Here is a 23,589-nt window from a genome sequence, read left to right as displayed (position 1 = left end):
CCATGAATACCAGCACCATGACCGACATCCAGATCGACCCGGAGACGCTGCGCGAGTGGCGTCACGACTTCCACCAGCACCCGGAGACCGCCTTCGAGGAGCATCGCACCAGCCGCCGGATCGCCGAGATCCTGCGCGGGGCCGGGCTCGACATCGTCACCGGCCTGGGCGGCGGTACCGGTATCGTCGCCACCCTCGATGGCAACCTTGGCGAAGGGCCCAGCATCGGCCTGCGCGCCGATATCGACGCCCTTGACGTGCCCGAGGCCACCGGCCTCGACTACGCCTCCCGAACCCCCGGCAAGATGCATGCGTGTGGCCACGACGGCCACACCACCATGCTGCTGGGTGCCGCCTGCCAGCTGGCCGACGCGCCCGAGTTCGCCGGGCGCGTGCACTTCATCTTCCAGCCCGCCGAGGAGAGCGAAGGCGGCGGCCGGGTGATGGTCGAGGAGGGTCTGTTCGAGGACTTTCCGATGGACGCCGTCTACGGCGTCCACAACTGGCCGGGGCTTGCCGTCGGCGAGGCCGCGGTGCACGACAGCGCGGTGATGGCCGCCTTCGATGTCTTCACGCTCAGGCTCACGGGCAGCGGCTGCCACGCCGCCATGCCCCACCTGGGCAGCGATGTGATACTCGCCGCCTCGCAGCTGGTCACTCAACTGCAGGGGCTGATCAGCCGCGAGACCCCGGCGCATCAGACGGCGGTGCTAAGCGTCACCCAGATCCATGCCGGCGACGCCTTCAACGTCATTCCCGAGACGCTGGAGCTGCGCGGCACGCTGCGCTGCTTCGATGAACCGCTGCGCGAGCATCTGGCCCAGCGCTTCGCGCAGGCGGTGGATGGGCTGGCCCAGTTCCACGGCCTGCAGGCCGACCTCGACTACCAGCCGCGCTACCCGGCGACCTTCAACACCCCGGAACACGCCCAGCGCTGCGCCGAGGTGCTCGAGGCGATGCCGCAGATCGCCCGCGTGCACCGCGACCTGCCGCCCAGCATGGCCTCGGAGGACTTCGCCTTCATGCTGCGCGAGCGCCCCGGGGCCTACATCTGGCTCGGCAACGGCGAACGCAGCGCCGCCTTGCACAACCCCCACTACGACTTCAACGACGCCCTGTCGCCCATCGGCGTGAGCTATTGGACCCAACTCGTCCAGACGCTGCTGGCCCAACACTCCGATACCCGCTGATCTGGAGGTCACCTTGATCAACTCCGTTACCGTCATTGGCCTCGGCAACATGGGCCGCGGCATGGCCCTGACCCTGCACCGGGCCGGCTTCCAGGTGCAGGGCAGCGATATCGACAGCGCAGCGCGGGAGCGCCTCGCCGCCGAGGGCGTCGCCACCGCCGCGCCGGACGCCCTGGCCAGCACCGACGCCTACCTGCTGTCGCTGCCCACCTCGGCGCATGTCCGCACGGTGCTCGAAGATACCCCGGGACTGCTGACACAGGCGGCCAAGGGCAGCCTGATCGTTGACACCTCGACCAGCGACCCGGTCGAATCGCGCCAGCTTGCGGCCAAGATCATCGCCGCCGGGCTCGAGTGGCTCGATGCCCCGGTCAGCGGCGGCCCCAGCGGCGCCCACAGCGGCCAGCTCGGCATGCTGGTGGGCGGCGAGCCCGCCACCCTGGAGCGCGCCCGGCCAATGCTCGAGGCCATGACCAAGAGCATCACCCACGTCGGCGAGGCCGGCAGCGGCCACGTGGTCAAGCTCGCCAACAACTACCTGTGCGCCGCCCACCTGCTGACCACCGCCGAGGCCGTGGCCATGGCCCAGCGCGCCGGCGTCGACCCGGCCGCCTGCCTGCAGGGGCTCAACAGCGGCTCGGGCCGCAGCGCGGTCAGCGAGGTCAACTTCCCGCGCTGGATCCTCGACGCGAGTTTCGACTCCGGCTTCAGCATGGGCCTGATGCGCAAGGACCTGCGCCTCGCCCAGCAGACCGCCCAGCGCCTGGGCCTCGACGACGGCCTGCTCGAGCGGGTGCGCGACGCCTGGCACGACGAGCGCCTGGCGCTGGACGATGGCGAAGACTTCAACCGCATCACCCAGCACCTGCTCCACGCCGCCCAGCGCTACGCCGCCGGCCAGCCCCAGGAGGACTCGGCATGAATGCCCTCAACCAACAGACCCGCGACCGTCTCAGCCTGCTGCTCGATGCCTACGGACTCGACCCGCACCAGCCCCACGCCAACTGGGTAGACGGCCAGTTCCTCGCCGGTGACGGCGACACCATCACCCTGCAGGACCCGGTCACCAACCAGCCGCTGCTGGACTACCGGGATGCCGGCGCCACGGTGGTGCAGCAGGCCGTCGAGGCCGGCAACCGCGCTCAGCGCGAGTGGATGGCGCTCACCGCCAGCGAGCGCGGCCGGCGCCTGCAGTCCGCCTCCCGCGGTCTGGAAGGCCATGAAGAGAACCTGGCCAGGCTCGAGAGCCTGATCGCCGGCAAGCCGATTCGCGACTGCCGCGGCGAAGTCGACAAGGTCCGCGAGATGTTCGAGTACTTCGCCGGCTGGTGCGACAAGCAGCACGGCGAGGTCATCGACGTGCCCAGCTCCCACCTCAACTACGTGCAGCGCGTGCCCTACGGCGTGGTGGGCCAGATCACCCCGTGGAACGCGCCGCTGTTTACCTGCGGCTGGCAGCTCGCCCCGGCGCTGGCCGCCGGCAACGCCGCGGTGCTCAAACCCTCGGAGCTCACCCCATTGACGTCTGCCGTGCTGGCCATGCTGCTCGAGCGCAGCGGCCGCCTGCCGGCCGGCTTGATCAATATCGTCAATGGGCTCGGCCACACCACCGGCAGCGCCCTCACCACCCATCCGCAGGTCGCCAAGCTGGTGTTCGTCGGCTCCCCCGAGACCGGCCGGCTGATTGCCGAGGCGGGGGCCCGCCGGCTGGTGCCCAGCGTGCTGGAGCTGGGCGGCAAGTCGGCCAATATCGTGTTTGCCGACGCCGCCCTCGACGACGCCGTGGCCGGCGCCCAGGCGGCGATCTTTGCCGCCGCCGGCCAGAGCTGCGTGGCCGGCTCGCGGCTGCTGCTGCAGCAAGACATCGCGGAAACATTCTGCCAGCGCCTGGCCGCCGCGGCGTCCACCATCGAGGTGGGCCTGCCGGGGGAAGACGAGACTCGCATGGGGCCCCTGCAGAACGCCGCCCAGTACCAGCGCGTACGCCAGCTGATCGATGAAGCCATCGCCGAAGGCGCCGAGCTGCTGAGCGGCGGCACCTTCCCACAAGGCCTGCCGGGCGATGCCGCCGAGGGCAACTTCCTGGCTCCCACCATCCTCACCAAGGTGCGGCCCGAGATGGCGATCGCCCAGGAGGAGGTGTTCGGCCCGGTGCTGGTGGTGATGACCTTCGACGACGAGCAAGACGCCATCGAGCTGGCCAACGCCAGCCCGTTCGGCCTCGCCGGTGCGGTGTGGAGCCAGGACACCGGCAAGGCGCTGCGCGTCGCCCATCAGCTGCGCGCCGGCACGGTGTGGGTCAACGGCTACAAGAGCATCAACGTGATGTCACCCTTCGGCGGCTTCGGCGACAGCGGCTACGGCCGCTCCAGTGGACTGGATGGGCTGCGCGAATACACCACCACGCGCAGCGTCTGGGTCGAGACCGCGGCCAAGGCCAGCGCCGCCATGGGCTACGGCAGCCACTAGGCCGTCACGCTCAACGCCTGGCGGGCGGGTCGTCGCAGCGAAAGGCGCTCATCCAGTGCTGCAAGTGCCGCAGCAGCTGCAGCGCCGCCCGCGGCATCCGCCGGCCGACCCGTGTCACCATGTGCGCGTTGGCCTCGCTGAAGCGGCGCCCCACCACATCGCGCGCCACCAGGGTGCCCTCCTCGAGCTCCCTGGCCGCGGCAAAGCGCGGCAGTAGCGTCACGCACAGCGAGGCCCGCGCCGAGTGCTTGAGCACCTCCAGCGAGCCGGTCTGAATGCCCACCACCGGCCGGTGGCCGGCCTCGCGAAACGCCGCATCCACCAGCGACCTGACCCCGTGGCCGGGATGCCACAGCGCCATGGAATGGGTCGCCAGCTGCTCGATGGTCAGCGGCGTGCTGTCGCCGGCCAGGGCATGGCAGGGCGACATCAGCAGCACCAGCGGCTGTCGCGTCGAGCACCAGAAGCGCAGATGCGGATGCACCTGCTCGTGGTACATCAAGCCGATATGCGCCTCGTCGTTGACCACCGACTCGATGATCTGCTTGGTACTGCCGGTATCCACCTCCAGGCGCACGCCGCGGTGCGCCTCGGTGAATTCGCGCAGCGGGTGGTCGATCACGTCACCCACGAAGCCCTCGCCGATACACAGCGTGATCTGCCCGGTCTCCAGGCGCTGGTAGGCATCCAGCGCATCGCTGAACTCGCGGTCGAGCAGCGTGCGGCGCTGGCAGTAGTCGAGCAGCATCTCCCCCACCGGCGTCGGCCGCACGCCGTCGCGGCGGCGTTCCAGCAAGCTGGCATCCAGCGCCGTCTCGAGCAGCCCGATCTGCCGGCTCACCGCCGAGGCGGCGATATCCAGCCGCGACGCCGCCGCCCGGATCGAACCGGTCTCCACCGTCAGCTGGAAGTAGATCAAGCGCTGGTGAGGGATTTCCATACATAGCTCTATTTTAGTGTAGGAGCGACTTCAGTCGCGATTGCAGCGCGCAGCGCTGCCAGGCCAAACCCACCCCATCGCGGCTAAAACTGCCACTGATTAGCCTTGGCGCCATATCCCTATGGGAGCGAATTTATTCGCGATTGCAGCCACATGCTAATCCACATAGGTGAGGTTGGTTTCCCAGCTCTCGCTGCTCACCTCAATGGCGGCCTGGACCCCCGCCGCGTCGCCGGCCTGGAATGCGGCATAGATTGCCTTGTGGTCCTTCAGGGCCACCTCGGGCAGCGTCTGCATCGGGGTCTCGAGTGCGGCTTCGATCAGCTGGATCAGCGTCTCGCCGACCCTGATGGTCATCGGATTGTGGGTCGCCGCCAAGATCGCGCGATGGAAGGCTACGTCGTGATGGGCGGTCTGTTCGCCGTTGGCGATAGCCGCCTCCATGGCCTCGATGGCCTGGCGAATCCGCGCGTGATCCTCCGGCGTGGCGTTATGCATCGCCTGGAGGGTGTAGGCCGGCTCGAACATCAGGCGAAACTCCATCACGTCGCGGGTCATGCCCCGGGCGAGGATCATGCCGAAGGCCATCGGATCGACCAGCGGGTCCCCCGGCTCGCGGCGAATCACCGTGCCCTGCCCGCGGCGCACTTCCACCACGCCGATCGCCTGCAGCATCTTGATCGCCTCGCGCACACTCGACTTGCCGATGCCCAGGCTGTGGGTGAGCTCGCTCTCCGATGGCAGGTAGTCGCCTGGCTGAAGCTCCCCTCGGATCAACGCGGTCTTGATCCGCTCGAGGATCTGCATGGCGACGGAGCTGCGCTCGATGGAGCCGCTGAAGGAGTCGTTCGAGAGGGGCCGTGTGGCAAGCCGGGGATTCAGACTCATGGGGTATCTCACTGTTAGCGCCAGAGCGCATGCTACCAAAACGACATTAGGACGTTGCCAAGCCTAGCTTGCAAGGATGCCAAATTCCTGACTAGTATAAACCACATGACATCAGACATCAGATGTCTGCCATGTAGAGCGACGGGATACCATAATGACAACATCCAAGCTCGTTGTACTGACCACCGGCGGCACCATTGCCAGTAGCCAGACCGACTCAGGACGACACCGCTCCGGTGCCCTGCAGGGCGAGTCGCTACTGTCGCAGGTCTCGCTGCCGCAAGGGCTGGCTGCCGAGGTAGAAGTTCGCTCGGTCCTGCAGAAGCCCAGCAACGCCATCTCGCTGGACGACCTGATGCTGCTGCGCCAAGAGTGCCTGGCGCTCAGCGAATCCCCCGAGGTGGTCGGCATCGTCATCACCCACGGCACCGACACCCTGGAAGAGACCGCCTACTTCCTGGATCTCACCCTGCCCGGCCGCATCCCCGTGGTGGTCACCGGGTCGCAGCGCGCGCCCCACGAGCCGGGCACCGACGCCTTTCGTAACATCGCCGATGCCATCCAGCTGGCGGCCTCGCCGCAGGCCCGGGGCCTGGGCACCCTGGTGCTGTTCAACCAGACGCTGTTTGCCGCCCGCCAGGTGCGCAAGGTCAATACGTTCCAGCTCGCTGGCTTCGCCGCCCCCGAGACGGGTCCGCTCGGCTACATCGACGGTACGCGTATCCACCTCGCCGCCAGGCCGGTACGCCCGCAGCCGCTGGCCGCCTCCCTGGGCGCCGTGCTGCCCCGGGTCGACATCCTGCCGGCATACCTGGGCGCCGCCCCCGACATGGTCGACGCGGCCATCGAACGCGGTAGCCAGGCCCTGGTGATCGACGCACTGGGGCGCGGCCATGTACCGCCCAGCTGGCCCGCCCACATTGCCACCGCGGTCGCCAAGGGCATCCCCGTCGTGATCGTCAGCAGCTGCCAGCGGGGGCCGATAGAAGCAGTCTACGAATTCGACGGCAGCCTCTGCGACCTGACTGCCGCGGGCGCCATCCCGCTGCAGGACCTCAGCGCCCGCAAGGCCCGGCTGGCCCTCGCCGTTCTCCTCGCCTCCCCCCTACGCGGGTCACTGGAGGCGAGCTTGAAAACCCTGACCAGCGCCGAGGCCGCGTGACGATTCGCCGCCGGCTACGACAAGCGCTTCGCCATCGGCCTGATCGCCACCGCGGGCACCCTCGGCCCCATCGTGCCGCCGAGCATCGCGCTGATCATCTACGGCTCCGTCACCGGCACCTCGGTGGGTCGGCTGTTCGCCGCCGGGCTGATCCCGGCGATCCTGATCGCCTCGCTGTTGATCTCCTACTGCATCATCTATGCGTCATTCAAGGGCTACCCGCGGGCACCCTTCCCCTCGCTCAAGGAAATCACTGCCGCCTTCCGCTCGGCGGCTTGGGGCCTGGGGCTGCCCTTCATTCTGCTCGGTGGCATCTACAGCGGTATCTTCACCCCCACCGAGTCGGCGGCGGTGGCCTGCATGTACGGCCTGTTCGTGGGCATGGTGATCTACCGCACCATCGGCTGGCGCGACCTGCTCGGCACGCTGCGCAGCTCGGGGCTCACCTCGGCTACCCTGCTACTGATCACCGCCGGCGCCTCGGCCTTCTCGTGGCTGCTGGCGATCACCGGCACCCCCACGCAGCTGGCCAACCAGGTGCTGTCGCTCACCGACGACCCGATACTGGTCATGGCCCTGTTCAACGTGGTCATGATCGTGGCCGGGTTCTTCCTCGACAGCGCCTCGGCGATCATCGTGCTCTCGCCGCTGCTCGAGCCGATTGCCGGCCGTGTCGGCGTCGATTCCGTGCACTTCGGCGTCATCACCCTGGTCAACTTCTCGGTGGGCATGATCACGCCGCCGGTCGGCCTCAATCTGTTCGTGGCCATGGCGATCTCGCGGATGTCGCTGGTGGAGGTCTTCAAGGCCTGCCTGCCGCTGATCGTGATGATGTTCATCGCCCTGATCATCCTCACCTATGTGCCATTCCTCAGCACCTGGTTGCCGTCGCTGATCTACTGAACCGGATGGGAGCAACGAAAGGCGTATGAACGAACTCACATCACTCGGCGCCAGCATCGATGGCCAGTGCTTCTGGGACGACATGCTCGACCAGGCCCGCATCGGCGCTCTGGCGCTCCGCGGCCTGCGCCGCCTGGCCCTGGATGACCACGACAACCAGGCGCGCTGCTGGCTGGTCGACCGGGGCCGCGACCTGGGCTGCGAGGCCTACTACGACGCCCTGGGCAACGTCTTCCTGCGCCGTGAAGGCGAGGACCCCAGCCTTGCGCCGCTGCTGATCGGCAGCCACCTCGACAGCCAGCCCAGCGCCGGCAGCTATGACGGCACCCTCGGCGTGGTGGCCGGCCTGGCCGTGCTGCGCGCACTGCACGAAGGCGACATCCGCCACCGGCGGCCTGTCGAGGTGGTCTCCTGGACCAACGAGGAAGGCGCCCGCTTTGCGCCCGGCGCCTCCGGCTCGGCGTGGTTCGCCGGCCAGCGCGACGCCGCCGAGATTCTCGACGCCACGGACGATGACGGCGTGCGCTTCGCCGATGCCCTGGCCGAGTGCCTGGCACGGCTCGACGCCCACCGGGTCAGTTACCGGCCCGAGCCGTTCACGCCCCACGCCTTTCTCGAGCTGCATATCGAGCAGGGGCCGGTGCTCGAGTCGATGGGAGTGCCGGCGTGCGCGGTGAGCGGCATTCAGGGGGTCAACTGGTACAACGTTACGGTGCAGGGTCAGGCCAACCACGCCGGCACCACCCCCGAAAGCGCCCGGCGTGATGCCTTCACCGGCGCCCACGCCCTGGTCACCGCGCTGCGCCACGCGGTCGCCGAGCACGGCGACGAGGTGCGCTTCACCATCGGCAAGTTCGCGCTTGAGCCCAACGCCACCAACACCATCCCCCAGCGAGCGACCTTCAGCATCGACCTGCGCCACCCCAACGCCGAGGTGCTGGCCGCCCTCGACGAGCGCTTCCAGCGGCTGGGCGCCGAGACGTGGTCGGGCTGCAGCGTCGAGCTCAGCGTCAGCTCACGGGTGGCACCGGTCGACTTCGATGACGACCTGGTCGAGATCGTCGATACCAGCGTCAAGCGCTATGCCCCCAAGGCGCCGCAGCTGGTGTCCGGCGCCTTCCACGACGCCATTCACCTGGCCCATCGCTGCCCCACTGCCATGCTGTTCATGCCGTGCCGCGACGGGGTCAGCCACCATCCCGACGAGCACATCGAGCGTGCCGACGCCGAGATCGCCGTGCGCGCCCTGGCCGACAGCGTCGGCACCCTATTAGCCCGTTGATAGCCTTTATCCATCAGGAGAACACCATGTCACTTGCCGATGCCCTGGCCCAACGCAGCCTCAGCCTGCCCGCCATCCCCGAGCCCCGCGGCACCTTTCGCCCCTGGTCGCGGCTGGATAATCAGCTGTTTCTCGCCGGGCAGATCTGCGAGCGAGACGGCAAGGTGCTCTACCCCGGCAAGGTCGGTGCCGAGTTCGACCTGGAGACCGGCAAGCTCGCCGCCCAGGCCTGCGCGCTAAACCTGCTCGCGGCGTTGAACGACGCCGTGGAGGGCGACATGGACCGCGTGGTGCGCTGTGTCAGAATGAACGGCTTCGTCAACGTCGCCCCGGGGTTTCACGACGTGCCGCTGGTGATCAACGGCGCCTCGGAGCTGTTTATCGACCTGTTCGGTGACGCCAGCCGCCACGCGCGCACCGCCATTGGCGTGGCGACCCTGCCTGGTAATGCCGCCGTCGAAGTCGAATCGATCTTCGAAATCCGCTAATTGCCAGGAGCCCCACCATGACCACAGCACCGCTACAACAACCGCTGCGGGCCCTGCACCGGGCGCTGCGCGACGGCAGCGTGAGCGCCGCCGCCCTCGCCGAGAGCGCCAGCCAGGCCTATCGCACTCGCGGCCAGCACGACCACGCCTACAAGACCTGGAACGGCGACGCCGCCCAGGCCTTCGCCACTGCCACTGATGCCCTGCTCAAGCAGGGCGGCGACGCCGGCCCGCTGATGGGCCTGCCGGTATCGATCAAGGACATCTACGCCGTGCCCGGGCTGCCCACCTTTGCCGGCTCGTCACGCCGCCTTCCCGCCGAGTGGGAACGGCCCGGACCGGTGGTCAGCACCCTGCTCAAGCAGCTGCCGGTGGTGATGGGCAAGACCCACACCGTCGAGTTCGCCTTCGGCGGCCTGGGCACCAATGCCCACCACGGCGCGCCGCGCAACCCCTGGGACCCGGTCGCTCATCGCACCCCGGGCGGCTCGAGCTCCGGCGCCGGGGTCTCGCTGGCCAGCGGTACCGCAGGCCTGGCCTTCGGCACCGACACCGCCGGCTCGGTTCGCGTGCCCGCCAGCATGACCGGTGTGGCCGGCCTCAAGACCACCGTGGGTCGCTGGTCCACCGCCCAGATCGTGCCGCTCTCCTCCACCCTGGATACGCCGGGACTGCTGGCCCGGCGCGTGGATGACCTGGCGTTCGCCTTCGACGCCCTCGACCCCGGCCTTAGCCCCGGTAGCGGCGGCGTGCCGGCCACGCCCGATCTTGCCGACCTCACCTTCGGCGTGCCGGAGCACTACTTCTGGGACGACTGCAGCCCCGGCATCGCCGAAGCGGTCACCCACGCCATCAAGCAGCTCGAAGCCGCCGGTGCGCGCATCGTCAGCATGGAGCTACCCAAGACCGACGACGCCTTCACGCTGTTCCAGCAGGGCGGCCTGGCGGCTGCCGAGCTCGCGGCGTTCCTGCACACCTCGCTGCCAGATGCCATCGACGCGCTGGACCCCAACGTGGCCGCGCGGATCGCCGCCGCCGACGGCATGCCGGGGTGGGAGTACGTGCGCCGCCGCCAGGTCATCGACGACCTCACCCGCGCCGCCACACAGCGCCTGCGGCAGGTAGATGCCGTGCTGACGCCCACCGTGGCCATTACCCCGCCGACGCTGGAGAGCCTCGAGCCCGAGGGCGCCTACCCCAAGGCCAACATGAAGGCGCTGCGCAACACCGTGATGGCCAACTTCATGGGGCTCTGCGCGCTCACCCTGCCGGTCGGCCGCGACGCCGCCAACATGCCCGTCGGCCTGCAGGTGATGGCCGGCCCCTGGCAAGACGCCCGACTGCTCGCCATCGGCCAGGCCATCGAGGCCAAGCTTGGCAACGGCCTGGATATTCTCGGTGAGGTGCCGACCGTCGGTTAACAAGGGGGGCGCGGATTCATTCGCGATTTGTGGGAGCGAATTCATTCGCGATGCAGCGCGCAGCGCTGCCGGGGCAACCCCGCCATTAAGCAATAGCGCCTATAGCGACGCTGGCAGCGTAACGGCACTCGCCACCTGCCAGCCGTCGCGCCCCTCCTCCTTGACCCGATACAGCGCCTGGTCAGCGGCGGTGTAGGCAGCGGCAAACGCCTCGCGCTGGGCGGTAAACTGGACCCCACCCACGCTCAGGGTGACGTAAGCGCCGCCGTGATGGCCCGGGTGTTCGAGCGTCGCGCCACGCACCGCCTCCACCACAGCATCGCAGGCCTGCTCCAAGGTCTGAGTACCATCGCAAGGCAGCAGTGCCGCAAACTCGTCGCCGCCCATGCGGTAGAGCCGCGCGCTGCCGCCAAGCGCTCGGTCGATCAGCGCCACCAGCTCGCGCAGCAGGCGGTCGCCGTCCGGGTGGCCAAGGGCGTCGTTATACTGTTTGAAGTAGTCGATATCGATCAGCAGCAGCCCCAGGGAGCGGCCGGGCTCGACCAGCACGTCATCGTGCAGCGCGCTGCGATTGCCGACCCCGGTAAGCGGGTCGCGCAGTGCCTGGGCCATCCAGCGCAAGCTCTCGCGGGTAGCACGGTCCGCCAGGCGGTGCTTGAACATGTGCATACCCCAGAACAGCACGCCCAGCAGATAGATCACCAGGCTGCCCACCAGCACCAGCGTCTGATGACGGCGGGTTTCCTCGACGAAGCGGTTGGTCACCTCGCTGCGGCGGTCGAGCTGGTCCATCTCGATCTCGGTCAGGCAGCGAATCGGCCGCAGCAGATCCTGGCTAAGCAAGGCCGGCGACGGTAGGACATCGCGGCCAAGGGTGTTGGACAGGCCATCCAACCGACGCAGGCTCGGCAGCGTGCAGGCATACTCGTTACGGTAGAGGCCGATATCGAACAGGCTATAACCCAGCTCGATCTGGAAGCGGGCGCGCTGCACGGCATCGGGGGCGTCATCCTCGAGGAGGATACCGAGGCTCTCCTCGAGGTAGCGGCGCGAGCGGGTCGCCAGCTGCTGGCCGGTCAGAGTGCCGGACTGGCTGAAGTAGGCGTGAATGTCGGGGTGAACCCAGCGCGTTTCATAGGTGATCAACAGCATCAGCGCCGTGAAGCTCATCAGGCTGAGCCATAGCCAACCGGGAGTGCGCCGCCGACGAGGAACAGGGGTCACTAGTGTGCCTCGATGCTGCGGATCATCCACACCCAGTCGTTGAAATTACGCAGGTTGTCGGGGTCACGGTCGCCATAGTCGCGCTCCACCAGGCGAACCGGGCCGCGTTCACGCACGCCCAGCGGCTCGCCATCTTGATGGGTCACCAGAATCCAGTTGGGATCGTCCCAGCCGCCCAGGGTCACCTCGTAGTCGTCCCAGGCGGTGAAGGTCAGCTGCTCGGGCACCGCACCGAACTGCTCCTTGAGCAGCTCGCGGAACACCAGCCCGGTCACCTCCACCTCATCGGCCAGGTAGGGATCGAAGAAGGTAAAGCGCACATCGGCACGCTCGCGCAGCTCCGCCACCGCCAGCTGAGCTTCCTGCTCGCCGTGTTGGAACACCACCACCGCGGGGCTAGCCAGGGCAGCACCCGCCGGCCACAGCGTAGCGGCGAGCACTGCAGAAGGGAGAGGCACGAGCAAACGACGACGCCGCACACTGAGTAGTGGCATGAAAGGAATCCCCTGCGTGGATGAAACTAGTAATTTTTTATTACCAGCGAGTCTACTGCTTCTCACACCCGGCGCACAGGGCCAGAGTACTGTGCCACCAGCGCATCTGCCGTCAGCAACAGAAACCCTTCTGTCTCAGCCTGAGCAATCAGAATCCGATCGAAAGGGTCTTTATGGATCAGCGGCAGATGGGCCACCACCAAGGTGTGAACCCGATAGCCGTCCGGCAGACGACGACCGCGCTGTGTCCTTCTGGCTCAGCGGTTCCGAGCATTGCCCAACCCTCCGCTTCTGAGGCTGGCTCCAGCGTGGCCTTATGCCCCCGCAGCCGTGCATGCGTCGTCGTATCGCTTCGAATGGCCATCACTGCATTCATAGTATCGATAAAGCACCATATCGATACTATAATGTCGACATGAAAACGCGACACGTCACCCTCAGCCCTAAGGCCTCCCTCTCCCTGCGCCTGTTCGCCGGACTGATCGAAGAGGGAAGGCGACATAAGGGGTGGACCCGCGACGAGCTCGCTGAGCGGGTTGGCGTCGGCGTGGTCACGATCCGTCAGGTCGCCAAGGGCTCTCCTCGAGTGGCCATCGGGACTTACTTCGAAGCCGCGGCGCTGGTCGGTGTGTCGCTGTTCACCGATGACCCGGACACACTGAAACGTGAACAGGCGACCCAGCGAGAGCGCCTGACGTTGCTTCCCAAGCGGATTCGCCGATCCCCCCAAGAGCCCCTCGATGATGACTTCTAGCCGACGAGCCTATGTCTGGATCTGGCTTCCCGAACAAACATCCCCCGTGGTCGCCGGTCGCGTCGACCGCGATGACCAAGATCGCTATCGCTTCACCTATGGTCGTCGCTACCTTGAGCGACCTGATGCGATCAGCCTTTTCCCGGACGAGCTTCCCCTTCGGCCCGGAAGCCAGGAGCAGACCGACGGTGCACTGCCCTCCTGCCTGCGTGATGCCTCCCCGGATGCCTGGGGACGTCGCGTCATCATCAACCGTCTAACAGGGAAGGCAGAAGAGGCGGCTGATGGTGTCGACTTCATCGAGCTGGTCTACCTGCTCGAATCCGGCTCGGACAGGATCGGTGCGCTGGATTTCCAAGAATCCGCCACTGATTACAGGCCACGCGAGTGCCAGACTGCCACCCTAGATGCGTTGCAGGAAGCCTCAGCGTATGTGGAGGCAGGAGAACCGCTGCCCCCGGTCCTGGACCAGGCCATTCAGCACGGCAGCAGTATCGGTGGCGCCCGCCCCAAGGCCCTGCTGGACGATCGGGATCACAAGCTGGTGGCAAAGTTTTCTTCCAGCAATGACCTCTACAGCGTGGTGAAGGCGGAGTTCGTCGCCATGCGGCTCGCCAGGCAGGCAGGGCTCGATGTCGCTCCCGTCGAAATGGCCCGCTCACTGGGCAAGGATGTCCTGCTGGTGGAACGCTTCGACAGAGTGAAGACCACTGACGGCTGGGGTAGGCACATTGTGCTCTCGGCCCTCACGCTGCTCGGTCTGGACGAGATGATGGCCCGCTATGCCAGCTATGAGGATCTCGCCCATCGGATCCGAGCCGAGTTCGACCAGCCGGGGCAAGCGCTGCACGAGCTGTTCGGCCGTATCGTCTTCAACGTGCTTTGCGGCAATACCGACGACCATGCACGTAACCATGCTGCCTTCTGGGATGGCATAAGTTATCGACTGACCCCAGCCTACGATATCTGCCCGCAGTCACGTACCGGTGGCGAAGCCACCCAGGCGATGCTGCTGCATGATCAGGAACGCCGCAGTCAGCTGGTCCACTGCCTGGCAGCCGCGGAGCGGCTTGGACTGAGCCAAACTCAGGCCCGTGAGATCATCAATCACCAGATTGCGATCATCCATGATCACTGGGGTGTTGTCTGCGATGAGGCCGACCTGAGCCCGGTCGACCGCGACTTCCTGTGGGGCAGGCAGTTTCTGAACCCGTTTGCGCTGGAGGGCTATACCGAGGCATGAGCTGGGTTTGAATTTCGCTTGGAGGCGGCCCAACTCAGTCTGTATGAGACTCTTCAATATCATCCCTTTGCCAGTCATGTTCGGTTATCCAATCCCAGAAGCTATTGACGATATTGACTCGCTTATGAGCACGGGGCAAAACAGCGTAAAAACCTGGTATATCTTCATCGGGCATATTCACAAGTGCGTCGACACCCAGTGGTGCCACGAGCCGTCCCGCTCTTAAATCACGCAAGGCATCATTCTTCGAAACCAGGCCCACGCCTAGCCCTGATATCGCCCCACGCCTCATTGTGGCAGCGTCCTGAAACTGTATTTCATTCCCAGGCTCATGCTCACGTAGACCCAGATGCGCCAACACACGTGGCCATAAGGTTCGAGCAAGCACCGGATGCAGTAGGGGGACTCTAACCAGCTCGTCGACAGACCTTAACTCCTTGGCTACCTCAGGTGAGCAGCAAATGACCTTAGGATCACGGACCAACAACTCGACATACAGGTCTTTCCACTGACCAAACCCCCACTGAATAGAAACGTCCACTTCATCTCTCGCAAAATCTGGCAGTTTTATCATCGTGGTAAGCCGCAAATCAGCGTCCGGCTCTTTATCACAAAAGCTATTCAAACGCTCCATTAAAAAGTGCATGGCAAAATAGGGACTTACATTGATATTGATTCGGTTGCGATAGTTTGAGCGAGTCACACGATTTACCCCCTCACTCAACTCATCAAAACCTGCCTGAATAAAGGGCGACAAAATCATGGCCTGCTCAGTAGGCTCAATTACTCTGGCCTTACGCTCGAAGAGAGGGACACCAAGGATATCTTCCAGCAGCCGTATTTGTTGACTTACTGCTTGCGGACTGATCAGTAATTCATCAGCTGCCCCACGAAAACTGCCCTGCCGCATGACGACCCAAAACACCTTGAGAGCATTCAGTGGCGGGAGACGAACATTACGTACAGTCATAAGCTCTTGAGGCCCTCACTTTGCGGCTGTTCAACAATATAGAGCATACTATGCAATGGTCGCCACGGTGATGCCAGCGGGGGGCGTCTTATCAAACGGCGGGGGCTCGCTGGAGATTATCGACGGCCGAAGCTATACGCCTAATGGCTCTATCGAGAACCTCCTCTGAGGTCGCCGTCGAAATCCGGAAGAAAGGCGACAGCCCGTAGGCGGCACCGGGGACGGCGGCCACATGTCCCTCGTGGAGCAAATACTGGGCCACCGCCTTATCGTCTTCGAGCATATCGCCGCTAGGGGTGCGCGCTCCAATCAGCGCCTGACAGCCGATATAGGCGTAAAACGCTCCCTCCGGCGGATCGAGGGTCAGGCCATCAATCCCGGCGATGCCTTCAACCACCAGATCCCGGCGATGCTCGAAGGCTTCGCGATAGCGTACCACCTCGTCTTGTGGCCCTTCCAATGCGGCCTGCGCGGCAACCTGCGCCACGCTGGAGACCGACGTGCAAGACTGGCTCTGCACGGTGGCCATGGCCTTGATCAGCGGACGCGGCCCGGCCGCATAGCCTACTCGCCAGCCGGTCATGGCATAGGACTTGGAAACGCCGTTGATGATCAGGCTACGCTCACGCAGCGCCGGACAGGCCTGGCCAAAGGACACGAACTCACGAGCGTCGAAGACAATATGCTCGTAGATTTCATCCGAAAGCACCAGCACCTGCGGATGCTTGGCCAGTACCTCACCCAGTGCCTGCAATTCGGCAGCGCTATAGGTCGCCCCGGAGGGATTGGCGGGAAGGTTGAGAAACAACCACTTGGTCTTCGGCGTAATCGCCGCCTCGAGCACCTCCGGGGTCAAGCGGAAACCCGACGTCGCCGGGCACGCTGGCGTTACCGGCACGCCGCCGAACAGCTTGACCATCTCCGGATAGGAAACGAAGTACGGTGCCGGCAGGATCGCTTCGTCACCTTCATTTAGCGTCGCCATCAGGGCATTGAAGATGACCTGCTTGGCGCCATTGGCGACCGCGATCTCGTCCAGTGCATACGCTAGGTCGTTCTCGCGCTGGAATTTGGCCGCCACCGCCTTACGTAGCGCCGGCGTCCCCAGCGATGCGGTGTAGAGCATGCGCTCGCTGCTGGCCGCCGCGAAGGCGGCCTGAGTAATGTGGGCCGGGGCGGCGAAATCCGGTTCCCCCAACCCTAGGTCGATGACATCAACTCCGGTGGCCGCCAATTCTTTGGCGGCTTGTGAGACAGCCATCGAGGCCGACGGCTTGACGACTGCCAGACGATCCGCGATATAGCTCATGCGTCATCCTCCGTGACATACCCCCTGACACGATCCTCGGCCATCGCCTCTGGACTCCGCTCGGCAGGATTTCCAAAGCCACCGCCACCGGGCAGATTCAGCACTAGACGGCGCCCGGCAGGCACATGCTGCCACCCCTTGGGACGCAGCTTGGTTCCGTCGTCCAAGTGCACGCTTCCCAATGCACCCGGCTTGCCACCGTCGCGACCACGCGGCGCCGAGGTAATGCGATCGAACATAGCGGAGAAGTTGAACTCGTAGCCATCAGCCGGCGCGATCTCGATGATCTGCCCTAGCCCCCCACGGTACTTGCCGGCACCACCAGAGTCCGGCCTAAGTTCCTTTCGCCAGATCACGATCGGACCGGTGTGCTCGGTGGCCTCGATCGGCATGGTGTGGACCCCGGACGGGAACGCCGTCGAAGAGAGACCATCCAGCAGCGGACGCGCGCCCATGCCACCGGAGTTGAACATCAGCACCTCGGCACGACGCCCCGCCTGCCCGTCGGTGGGGCGAGCGGAAATGTGCACATTCCACAGTGCCGCAGCGCCCTCTGCCAGTACCTGCCCAGGCAGCGCTTTAGCCAGGGCACCAAGCACCAGATCCGGCACCAAGTGGCCCAACACGTGGCGAACGGAGACGGGAGCCGGACGCTCGGCGTTGAGGATATTGGTTGGTGAGGAAATATTGAACACCGCCAGCGACGCGGCGTTGTTGGGGATATCCGGCGCTACTACACATTTTAGCGCGTAGCAGGCATACGCCTTGGTGTATATCAGCGGCACGTTGACCCCCCACGGACTCATCGCCGCAGTGCCGGAGAAATCAACGTTGACGCTGTCGTCGCCGATAATGACTTCGGTAGCCAGCCGAATCGCCTCATCGTAGCCGTCTGTGAGCATGGTATTTGACCAGGCACCCTTGGGCAGGTCGGCGATGCGCTCCATGATCGCCGCATGGGTCCGCGACAGGATGAACTCGCCCAGACTTTCGAGGTTATCGAGCCCAACTTCATCGAGCATCGCAATCAGGCGATTGTGGCCAACATCGTTACACGCCGCCAGCGAGTAGAAGTCGCCGATGACCTGGTTCGGTTCGCGTACGTTGAGACGCAGGATCTTGAGCAGATCCTGGTTGACCTCGCCACGCTCCGCGAATTTCATGATCGGGATCTGGATGCCTTCCTCGTAGACCGACTTGCCGTCGGCGCCGAAGCCACGCCCGCCCACGTCGACGACGTGCGCGGTACAAGCGAAGAAGCCGATCAGCTCGTCGCCCCTGAACGATGGCGACACCATGGTGATGTCGTGCAGGTGGCCGGTGCCCTTCCACGGGTCGTTAGTGACGTAGGTGTCGCCGGGATACATTTCCGCGTACGGGATCTCGGCAATGAAGTTCATCACCGCCTCGGCCATGGTGTTGACGTGACCCGGGGTACCGGTCACGGCCTGGGCAAGCATCTCGCCTTGGGCGTTATAGACGCCCGCGGAGAGGTCGCCCGCTTCACGCACGGAGGTCGAGAATGCGGTGCGCAGAAGCGTCAGGGCCTGCTCTTCGACCACTGAAATCAGGCGGTTCCACATGACCTGCATGCGGATTTCGTCAATCTGGCTCATGGATCAAACTCCTTTCCGCACGAGAAGTAGCGAACCGTCAAACTGCACCACCGCATCGAACGGCGAGGTGACGACAGTGGAAGTTTCGCTTTCGAAGATCACCGCCGGACCACACACGCGATCGCCGACTGACAAGGCCTCACGGGGGATTATGCCGGTATCCTGCTCTCCGCCCAGCGCCGGGTCGAACACCGGGCGAGAGGCCGGCGCTTCGATCACTTTGCCTGCTTCGGTCAGCGGATATCCGTCGACCTGGGGGCGCACGTCATTCGCCTTGACCGAGAAGGTGACGAACTCGATCTGCGGGCCTTCGACCGCACGGCCGAAGAACTCGGCGTAGCGTTGCTTGAAGGATGCCTCAATCATCGCCTCGTCATCGGCAGTGAAGTCGCGGTCCGGAAGCGCAACGGGAATTTCCCAGCCCTGGCCGGCGTAGCGCATGAACGCAATAATCTCGCGCCGGATCGCGCCTTGGGTGCCTTCGCGCACAAAGCTCTCGGCAGTAGTCTTGAGCTCGCCCAACATGGTGTTGAGAGCGGCGGCATCGAAGCCCTTGAGCCCCATGATCTGTGAGGCAACCGCTTCATATCCAAAGGGCGCGCGCAGAAAGCCGATGGCCGACCCAACGCCCGCCCCTTGCGGAATGAGGCAGCGTTCAATGTTGAGCTTTTCGCACAACCGCGCTGCATGCAGCGGTGCCGCACCGCCGAAGGCGATCATGGTGTTATCGGAGATACTCTTGCCGTTCTCGACCGCGTGAACGCGCGCTGCGTTGGCCATGTTCTCATCAACCACGTCGCACACACCAAACGCTGCCGCCTGAGGCTGGAGATCGAGCTTCTCGCCTACCTCTTGGGAGATTGCCTTGGCCGATGCCTCACTCGAGAGCTTGATCATGCCACCGGCAAAGTTATTGGGGTCCAGCTTGCCTAACAGCAGATCGGCGTCAGTAATTGCTGGGCGTTCGCCGCCGCGATCGTAGCACGCCGGCCCCGGCTCGGATGAGGCGGACTCCGGGCCCACCTGTATGCGGTTCATGGCATCGACCCAAGCGATGGAGCCGCCACCGGCGCCTATCTCGATCATTTCAATCACCGGGATGGAGATCGACATGCCCGAACCCTTGCAGAAGCGGTAGGTACGCGCCACCTCGAAGGTACGCGCGGTCTGCGGCTGGAAATCATCGATCAGGCAAACCTTAGCGGTGGTTCCGCCCATGTCGTAGGAGACGACGCGATCGAGATCGAAACGCCGCGCAATGTCAGCGGCGAAGATCGCCCCACCGGCTGGCCCAGACTCAATCAAGCGTACAGGAAACTCAGTCGCGGTCTCGACCGATATCAGCCCACCACCGGAGTGGATCATGAACACCCGACAGGCGGTGCCCATCTCCTCTAGCCGCACCTGAAGACGTGACAGGTAACTGGCCATCTGCGGACGCACATAGGCATTGGCGCAGACGGTATTGAAGCGCTCAAACTCACGCATCTGCGGCGAGACCTCCGCCGAGATCGAGATCGGCAGGTCAAGGTGACGTGCAAGAATGTCGCGGGCGCGCTTCTCGTGGGCATCATTCATGTAAGAGTGGATAAAGCCAATCGCTACTGCGCCGAAGTTCTGCGCCTTGATAGTCTCGGCAATCTCCTCAAGCGCCGCCTCGTCGAGGGCATGAAGCTCCTCTCCCTGAGCGCTCATTCGGCCTTTGACCACGAAACGGTCTTCTCGTGGGATCAGTGGCGTTGGCAGCTTAAGGTTCAGATCGTACTGCTCGAAGCGGTTCTCGGTACGCATCTCGATCACATCACGAAAGCCTTCCGTGGTGATCAAAGCGGTGCGCGCCCCGCGGCGCTCGATCAGAGCATTGGTAGCCAAAGTCGTGCCATGGATGATCATGTCGATCTCTGAGAATGCGATGCCCGCATCCTGGATCACGATCTCGATTCCATCGAGAATCGATTGTTCCGGCGCCGTATAATTGGTCAGCACCTTGGAAGAATAAAGGGTGCCGTGAACGTCGAGAGCGATATCGGTGAAGGTCCCGCCGATATCGGCCCCGAGACGAATCTCTTGACCGATAGTCATGCTGTATCCTTTGCTGCTAAGGCTGCATCACGCATCTGACTCAACGTCTGACGCGGGGTGAGCGCTTCGGGTGAAATGTTGAGTTCGAGGAGCGCGCCACTATCGGAGGCCAGGGCGCGTTCAAAGGCTGCCGGGAAGTCTTGGGTGGTTTCGACCCGTTCGGCGTGAAAACCATAGGCCTTGCCCAGGGTGACGAAGTCCGGGTTCTGTTCCATCGTGGTGCCGGAGACGCGGTCCGGGTAATGACGCTCTTGGTGCGCCCGAATGGTGCCGTATATCCCATTATTGAGGACTAGGATGATCGGCTGGGCACCGGCCTGCATGGCGGTAGCCAGCTCCGAGCAATTCATCTGGAAGTCACCATCCCCAGCGAAGCAGACCACGGTGCGTTGGGGATACGTCACCTTGGCGGCTATGGCTGCCGGAACCCCGTAACCCATTGCACCGGACTGCGGCCCCAGCAAACGCGACGTTGGCCCGTAGTGGAAAAACTTGCTCGGCCACACTGCGAAGTTGCCCGCACCGTTAGTGAGGATCATGTCATCGGGCAGGGTCTCGCGCAGATAGGCACAGACTTTACCCATGTCCACAGGGGATGGCAGATCAGGGAGGGTGAACCCCGCTTCATAGCTCTCTCGCCCTTCTGCCCGCCATTCTTCCCAGTCGCCATCAAGCGGTTCCATGCGATCTAACGCCTCGGCGAAAGCATTCGGACCACAGTGGATGCCCAGCTCCGGGCGATAGATCTTACCGATCTCGTGATCGCTGCCATGCACGTGGATCATCCGTTGCTTCGGCTGCGGCACCTCGAACAGGGTGTAGCCGTCGGTGGAGTTCTCGCCGAAGCGGACATTGATCGCCAGCACCACGTCGGCATCCCGCAGTAGCTTCTTCACGGGCATCGTCATACCCACCCCAGCCTCCCCACAGAATACCGGCGAGTGGTTATCAAACTGATCCTGATATCTGAAGACAGAGACAACTGGGATGCCGGACGCTTCGGCAAAGCGCTGGATAGGAGCGGTGCCCTCGCCTTTCCAATTGGCCCCGCCGTAGAAGATCACGGGCCGCTCGGCATCGGCGAGGATATCGCGTGCTTTGGCCATGGCAGCGGCGCTCGGCACCGGCTCGGGGATCTCCAGCGGCCCGCTGAGAGGCGCCACTTCGGTGAAAGAGGTCAGTATGTCTTCGGGCAGCGCTATCACCACCGGGCCGGGACGACCGGTGGTCGCCGTGGTCCAGGCGCGCGAGAGGATCTCGTTAATCCGTTCGACGTTATTAATCTCGACGGCCCACTTGGCCATGGTGCCAAAGACGGCGCGGTAGTCGACTTCTTGAAACGCCTCGCGACCCTTCATATCAGTACCCACCTGCCCGACAAACAGCAGCATAGGCACGCTATCCTGCATCGCAGTGTGCACGCCGATCGAGGCGTTGGTCGCTCCTGGGCCTCGGGTCACGAAGCAAAGTCCCGGCGTACCCGTCAACTTACCATACGCCGCCGCCATAAAGGCTGCGCCGCCTTCGTTACGACACAGCACATAATCGAGTCGACCCACCGTATCGTGCAGTGCATCCAACACGGCGAGATAACTTTCTCCAGGGACGCCGAAGCTCTTCGATGCTCCCAGCGCGAGCAAACTCTCGACGAATAGCTGTCCTCCATTGCGTATCATCGCGTTATCCTTATGCAGTCTGGTGTTGTAAAGGCGTCTTTGTTCAAGCAGCCCAAGTCGTCGTTCATCGAACTCGCTCAGCCTGACATCAGCTACCAGCTATCAAACTCCTACTAGGTTCAATTATCATCGTACGACACCAGCAGTAACTCACCAGTTATTTACATCAAACTTGGCAACCAAGTAGCAATGCCCGGAAATAGCACCAGCAACAGCGCCGCAAAGCAAAGGATTACAAAGAATGGTGCAGCTGCCATGGTTACTTGCCATATATCCCTTCCCGTAATTGACTGCAATACGAAAAGATTGAAGCCAATGGGTGGCGTAATCTGGGCCAACTCAATAATCACCACTACATAGATACCGAACCACAGAAGATCAATTCCAGCTGCCTGCAACATCGGCAATACTACGGCACTACTGATGACAAGAATCGAGATCCCCTCGAGAAAACATCCAAGCACAATGAAAAATAGTGTCAATACCAGCAACAGCATATAGGGAGACAACTCTAAAGAATTGACAAGCTGAGCCAAGTACTGGGGTATACCGATAAATGAAAATGCCGATGATAGGACTGCAGCAGCCGCAACGATGAAACCAATCATACAGGCAATTCGAGTCGCCCCCAGAAGACTGTCGAGGAAAACTTTCACTGTCAACGAACCGGAGAAATGGGCAATCGCAAGCGCCCCCAACACACCGAATGTCGCTGACTCAGTAGGTGTCGCAATACCAGCATAAATCGAGCCAATAACGGTCGCTATCAGCAATAGGATTGGAAGCAGCCCAACAGATGCGAGGAGACGCTGTTTAAGTGTCATTCTCTGTTCCGGAGGAGGCATCTTGCCTGGATTTAGCAAGGCCCATACTGCAATGTACGCCATAAACAACGTGATCAGCATGATGCCTGGCAAAATGCCTGCCATAAACAACCTTGCTACTGACTGCTGCGCAACCACACCATACACAATAAGCACTACCGAAGGCGGAATCAGCAAACCCAGAGTAGCAGAGCCTGCCAGAGTACCGATCATCAGGCGGTCATCGTAGTGCCTGTCCTTTAGCTCGGACATGCTCATCCTGCCTACAGTGGCTGCTGTGACTGCAGAAGACCCGGCAACCGCCGCCATGATCCCACACCCCAGCACGTTCACATGCAGCAACCGCCCCGGTAACCAGCCCACCCAGGGGGACAATCCATTGAACATTAGCCCTGACAGCTTGGTGCGAAATAAGATTTCCCCCATCCATATAAACAGCGGCAGTGCGGTCATTGGCCAAGACCAGCTGGACTCCCATAGCTTCGAAATGACGAGATCACCCAGCGGAACATTTGAAAAAACTGCTAGGGCACTAATCCCTATACCTAAGAGGCTAATAGCAACCCATACACCGGATGCTAGCATCGTCAATAGCCCCACAAGCACAAGACATAGCGCTAATAGCGTGGAGTCCATATATATCTCCTGAGGTCA

20 protein-coding genes and 1 pseudogene are annotated in these 23,589 nt (G+C 63.6%); 10 read left to right on the top strand and 11 right to left on the bottom strand.

The features are described 5' to 3' along the window. Positions 1–2: 2 nt before the first annotated feature. The 3 genes from BWR19_08575 to BWR19_08565 are packed head-to-tail and all read left to right on the top strand — an operon-like array spanning position 3 to position 3,659. Positions 3–1,190, top strand: a complete 1,188-nt coding sequence (locus tag BWR19_08575) for a peptidase M20 (protein ID APX92977.1) — start codon at positions 3–5, stop codon at positions 1,188–1,190. Between the two features lie 16 nt (positions 1,191–1,206). After that, the gene (locus BWR19_08570) at positions 1,207–2,112 is read left to right on the top strand and encodes a 3-hydroxyisobutyrate dehydrogenase (protein ID APX94961.1); all 906 of its coding nucleotides are present in this window, start codon (positions 1,207–1,209) and stop codon (positions 2,110–2,112) included. After that, positions 2,109–3,659, top strand: a complete 1,551-nt coding sequence (locus BWR19_08565) for an aldehyde dehydrogenase (GenBank protein ID APX92976.1) — start codon at positions 2,109–2,111, stop codon at positions 3,657–3,659. Before BWR19_08570 ends, BWR19_08565 begins: the two co-directional genes overlap by 4 nt. A gap of 10 nt (positions 3,660–3,669) precedes the next feature. Here the strand turns inward: BWR19_08565 and BWR19_08560 are convergent, their stop codons facing one another. Together BWR19_08560 and BWR19_08555 are read right to left on the bottom strand one after the other, a co-directional pair. Further along, positions 3,670–4,599 carry a LysR family transcriptional regulator gene (locus BWR19_08560; protein ID APX92975.1) on the bottom strand — a complete coding sequence of 310 codons (930 nt, stop codon included), beginning with the start codon at positions 4,597–4,599 and terminating at the stop codon, positions 3,670–3,672. Between the two features lie 156 nt (positions 4,600–4,755). After that, positions 4,756–5,406, bottom strand: coding sequence for a GntR family transcriptional regulator (locus BWR19_08555; GenBank protein ID APX94960.1), 651 nt, complete (start codon positions 5,404–5,406; stop codon positions 4,756–4,758). Positions 5,407–5,641: 235 nt separating this feature from the next. Between BWR19_08555 and BWR19_08550 the strand changes: the two genes are divergently transcribed. The 5 genes and pseudogenes from BWR19_08550 to BWR19_08530 all read left to right on the top strand — a co-directional run bounded on the left by BWR19_08550 (position 5,642) and on the right by BWR19_08530 (position 10,743). Continuing rightward, entirely contained in the window at positions 5,642–6,649 is a 1,008-nt protein-coding gene (locus BWR19_08550) for an L-asparaginase (GenBank protein APX92974.1), read from the top strand. Positions 6,650–6,655: 6 nt separating this feature from the next. Further along, positions 6,656–7,552: pseudogene (locus tag BWR19_08545) on the top strand (C4-dicarboxylate ABC transporter permease). A gap of 25 nt (positions 7,553–7,577) precedes the next feature. Continuing rightward, entirely contained in the window at positions 7,578–8,834 is a 1,257-nt protein-coding gene (locus BWR19_08540; GenBank protein ID APX92973.1) for a Zn-dependent hydrolase, read from the top strand. Between the two features lie 26 nt (positions 8,835–8,860). Next, positions 8,861–9,322 carry a hypothetical protein gene (locus tag BWR19_08535; GenBank protein APX92972.1) on the top strand — a complete coding sequence of 154 codons (462 nt, stop codon included), beginning with the start codon at positions 8,861–8,863 and terminating at the stop codon, positions 9,320–9,322. Positions 9,323–9,339: 17 nt separating this feature from the next. Beyond that, positions 9,340–10,743: a 2-amino-5-chloromuconate deaminase gene (locus BWR19_08530; protein APX92971.1), complete on the top strand. Its 1,404-nt coding sequence runs from the start codon at positions 9,340–9,342 to the stop codon at positions 10,741–10,743. Positions 10,744–10,842: 99 nt separating this feature from the next. On the opposite strand, the gene BWR19_08525 is transcribed toward BWR19_08530, so the two are convergent. The 3 genes from BWR19_08525 to BWR19_08515 all read right to left on the bottom strand — a co-directional run bounded on the left by BWR19_08525 (position 10,843) and on the right by BWR19_08515 (position 12,691). After that, a complete protein-coding gene (locus BWR19_08525) occupies positions 10,843–11,913 on the bottom strand; it encodes a GGDEF domain-containing protein (GenBank protein ID APX92970.1) in 1,071 nt (356 codons plus the stop codon). A gap of 53 nt (positions 11,914–11,966) precedes the next feature. Beyond that, complete coding sequence (locus BWR19_08520; protein ID APX94959.1) at positions 11,967–12,248, bottom strand: hypothetical protein; 282 nt, start codon at positions 12,246–12,248, stop codon at positions 11,967–11,969. A gap of 275 nt (positions 12,249–12,523) precedes the next feature. Further along, positions 12,524–12,691, bottom strand: coding sequence for a twitching motility protein PilT (locus BWR19_08515; GenBank protein ID APX92969.1), 168 nt, complete (start codon positions 12,689–12,691; stop codon positions 12,524–12,526). Positions 12,692–12,876: 185 nt separating this feature from the next. On the opposite strand from BWR19_08515, the gene BWR19_08510 reads away from it, so the two are divergent. Next, entirely contained in the window at positions 12,877–13,215 is a 339-nt protein-coding gene (locus tag BWR19_08510) for a transcriptional regulator (protein ID APX92968.1), read from the top strand. Continuing rightward, complete coding sequence (locus tag BWR19_08505) at positions 13,205–14,458, top strand: phosphatidylinositol kinase (protein ID APX94958.1); 1,254 nt, start codon at positions 13,205–13,207, stop codon at positions 14,456–14,458. The genes BWR19_08510 and BWR19_08505 overlap by 11 nt, the downstream gene beginning before the upstream one ends. 34 nt (positions 14,459–14,492) lie before the next feature. Here the strand turns inward: BWR19_08505 and BWR19_08500 are convergent, their stop codons facing one another. The 6 genes from BWR19_08500 to BWR19_08475 form a co-directional block, all read right to left on the bottom strand. Next, a complete protein-coding gene (locus tag BWR19_08500) occupies positions 14,493–15,428 on the bottom strand; it encodes a transcriptional regulator (GenBank protein ID APX92967.1) in 936 nt (311 codons plus the stop codon). 91 nt (positions 15,429–15,519) lie between these two features. Beyond that, a complete protein-coding gene (locus BWR19_08495; protein ID APX92966.1) occupies positions 15,520–16,737 on the bottom strand; it encodes an aspartate aminotransferase in 1,218 nt (405 codons plus the stop codon). Continuing rightward, a complete protein-coding gene (locus tag BWR19_08490; GenBank protein ID APX92965.1) occupies positions 16,734–18,353 on the bottom strand; it encodes a 5-oxoprolinase in 1,620 nt (539 codons plus the stop codon). The genes BWR19_08495 and BWR19_08490 overlap by 4 nt, the downstream gene beginning before the upstream one ends. Positions 18,354–18,356: 3 nt before the next feature. After that, positions 18,357–20,435, bottom strand: a complete 2,079-nt coding sequence (locus BWR19_08485; GenBank protein ID APX92964.1) for a methylhydantoinase — start codon at positions 20,433–20,435, stop codon at positions 18,357–18,359. Beyond that, positions 20,432–22,111 (bottom strand): thiamine pyrophosphate-binding protein, encoded by a 1,680-nt coding sequence (locus tag BWR19_08480; protein ID APX92963.1) that lies wholly within the window; start codon positions 22,109–22,111, stop codon positions 20,432–20,434. Before BWR19_08480 ends, BWR19_08485 begins: the two co-directional genes overlap by 4 nt. A 161-nt stretch (positions 22,112–22,272) precedes the next feature. Further along, positions 22,273–23,571, bottom strand: a complete 1,299-nt coding sequence (locus BWR19_08475) for a C4-dicarboxylate ABC transporter permease (protein ID APX92962.1) — start codon at positions 23,569–23,571, stop codon at positions 22,273–22,275. Positions 23,572–23,589 lie beyond the last annotated feature (18 nt).

The organism is Halomonas sp. 1513, assembly GCA_001971685.1.
Lineage (GTDB): Bacteria > Pseudomonadota > Gammaproteobacteria > Pseudomonadales > Halomonadaceae > Franzmannia.
This window is presented reverse-complemented; position numbering and strand designations above follow the sequence as displayed.